Source organism: uncultured Maritalea sp. (genome assembly GCF_937139385.1).
Lineage (GTDB): Bacteria > Pseudomonadota > Alphaproteobacteria > Rhizobiales > Devosiaceae > Maritalea > Maritalea porphyrae_A.
In genome coordinates, this window is the sequence record NZ_CAKZPW010000301.1 from 1 (window position 1) to 2,729 (window position 2,729).

General features: G+C 52.1%; 4 protein-coding genes. All 4 read right to left on the bottom strand.

The window, feature by feature from the left end; translation table 11 throughout:
* The coding region (locus tag Q0231_RS12360) for an AAA family ATPase (RefSeq protein ID WP_299347876.1) at positions 1 to 330 on the bottom strand (330 nt) is incomplete at its 3' end.
* Positions 331 to 392: 62 nt separating this feature from the next.
* On the bottom strand, positions 393 to 1,352 hold the full coding sequence (locus Q0231_RS12365) for a Gfo/Idh/MocA family oxidoreductase (protein ID WP_299347877.1): 960 nt from the start codon (positions 1,350 to 1,352) through the stop codon (positions 393 to 395).
* A gap of 36 nt (positions 1,353 to 1,388) precedes the next feature.
* The gene (locus tag Q0231_RS12370) at positions 1,389 to 2,120 is read right to left on the bottom strand and encodes a molybdopterin-synthase adenylyltransferase MoeB (RefSeq protein ID WP_299347878.1); all 732 of its coding nucleotides are present in this window, start codon (positions 2,118 to 2,120) and stop codon (positions 1,389 to 1,391) included.
* 4 nt (positions 2,121 to 2,124) lie between these two features.
* Positions 2,125 to 2,729 (bottom strand): DUF2259 domain-containing protein (locus Q0231_RS12375; RefSeq protein ID WP_299347879.1); only part of this gene is annotated, 605 nt, incomplete at its 5' end.

The following is a 2,729-nucleotide window of genomic DNA, read 5'->3' on the forward strand; positions in this document are numbered from 1 at the left end:
TTTCAATTCGACCCAATAGACATCGGCGCCTTGATCTTCAAAAATTCGAGTAACTTCTTCGATGAAGGTACGGTCACTCGGGTCGTCAAAGCACCACATGAGTGTGAAGATGAACCCCGGCTGATCACTTGCTGCAAACGTGCGAAAAAACTCAAAGCGCAAATTCTCAACCAGTTTTTGACCTTCAGGTGTGCCAAAGTCGAAATACTTACTCACCAAGTCAATGGTCATGTGGTTGTGAAACAGCTTCAGATCGGTGCTTTTTTCCAGCTCCTGTCCGACCGTCATTTTGCCAACAGCTTGTGGCCCTATAAGTATGACGAACTTCATTTTATTGGCTCAAATTGATAAAACTAGATATCCGCACTGCACTTGACGGGGGGCAACGCGCCTCACCCCGCCAACATCCCCTCAATCTTTTCCTGCACACTCAGCGCTTCTTGGATGGTCGCCAGCAGATGAGGTTCGCCGCGTATGCATTTGTCAAAATGATCTAATTGCACATGCAACCCATCAATGCGGGCATTGTCAGACGGAAATACCACCTGGCTAAACCTATCGCCTTCACTGACCCAAAGTTCGCTGAACTGCTCAACCTTAAAGCTCTTCTTTGTGCCCTTTACGAACACCCGTTGCTTGTCTGGCTGCGCGCCGCCCACATTGGCAAAGACGTTCAGCGGCAAACCGTCGGGGTTGAAAAGACGGGCCGAAAGGTTGGTTTCGCACAATGTCTCATCTGGAAAAATGGGACTTGTCCAATTCAAATGAGTGGTGCCCAAAAGCCGCTCGGCAAAAAACATGAAGTGAGAGATCACTTCGCGGGTCATGCCCCCTTCGGATCTAAGTTTGAGCCATGCGGCATCTTTTTGCCAAAGTCGGGGCCATTGCGCATAAGAAACTTCAATGTCGATGCCAACGAGATCGCCCATCTCACCCGATTGCAACGCCGCCTTAATCGCGGCCAAAGGCTCTCCGGTTGCCTGCACGAAGTTGACCGCCGCTGGCACCCGCGTCTTTTCAAGATGATGCACCATGGAACGGCTGGCGGCCATATTGATGCCCAAGGGCTTTTCCAAAAAAAGCGGTTTGCCGCAATCTGCAGCGATCATGGCATAAAGCCGGCGCGGGTCTGGCGGGCAGGCAAGATATATCGCCTTCGCGCCTTCAATTACCGCCGCAGGGTTATCGCAGACTTTCGCCTCAGGGGCTAAAGGTGTCGCTTTGGCCACAGAAACAGCGCTCGGGTCCCAGATGTGACTGGCGTAAAACTTGTCGTGGCTTGAAAGGGCTTCAAGCATTCGTCGGCCCATAATGCCAAGGCCGATCACGCCAACTGATGTTTTTTCGTCCATCTGCCTTCCCCTTTTTGAGCGAAAGGCTAGCACCCCTTATGGGGCGCGTCGATATCTCATCTCGCGGAACCGCGCATCTCGCCCATCATAGGTTAACAAGCGCCCAACAAGTGGCTCGCCAACGCCCGTAATTAGTTTCACGACTTCCATCGCTTGCAATCCACCAATCACCGCCGTAATCGGTCCCAAAATTCCCGCTTCTTCACACGAGGGCAGTTGATCGGGCGTTGGGCGTTGCGGATAGAGATCGCTAAAGCGCGGGTTGTCGTCTTTAAATGGGGCGAACACGGTCAAATTGCCATCGAACAAAGATACCGCACCCGCCACCAGTGGAATTTTTGCCGCCGCGCAAAACTCAGCCACTAACGCGCGCGTGTCAAAATTGTCGGAGCCATCAACCACAAAATCGTAAGGCGCGATGATGTGTGCGCCATTGTTTTCATTCAATCGCTGGTTGATCGCAATGAAATTCACATTTGGATTCAACGCGTTAGCAAATCTCTTTGCAGAATCAACCTTCGTCACACCCTCATCTTGGGTGCGATGAACCATTTGGCGCTGCAAATTGGAAAGGGAAACGATGTCGTCGTCCACCACCCCAATTGTGCCGACCCCAGCTGCTGCCAAATAGGCGATGACCGGGCTGCCTAAACCGCCCGCGCCAATTATCAGCACTTTTGCGGCTTTAAGTTTTTGCTGGCCCGGTCCGCCGACATTCTTCAAAACTATATGGCGCTGGTAACGCCTTATTTCGTCGGCTGTGAGCACGCAATTATTCTCCGGTTGTCAAAGGCACGGCCAAATATCGCCGATCCCAGCCTTCAAAGCCATAAGTCCAAACCGAAACCAAGGCCACACCATGTAAAATATGTGCATCTTCAAGCGGAATTGCCACCGCGCTGGCGCGATATGTCACCGGGCATCCGCGCGAGGTGGGCACCCGCACGTCTTCGTGCAAGATTTTGGTGCTGGTGCCATCAAATAGCTTGAGACGAAACCCTTTTGCCTTTTCGCCAAAATAGTCCATGCAGTTCTCGCCTGATGGGGCGGTATAAATGTCAAAGCTCAACTCATAGCTGGCAAAAAATGAGGAGGGGTCGGAATAACCCGGCACGCTAAAGTCCAACGTCAGCTCATTGGCCTCGGGTTCCCCATCTCCATTGAGCGCGATCAAGCGCGCTGGCCGGGAAATGTCAAAATTGCCGATTGGCCCCATGGCGGCGCGCATGGCTTGGCTGCGAATTTCGGCCAATTGTGTGGTTTCGTCAGCGGCTTGTACCCGAAACGGCGATCCACCAACCCAATCATCATTTTGTAAATCGATCACAAAGATATTGGAATAGGCAAAGCCCGATCCATCTTGGATGCCAAATTCTT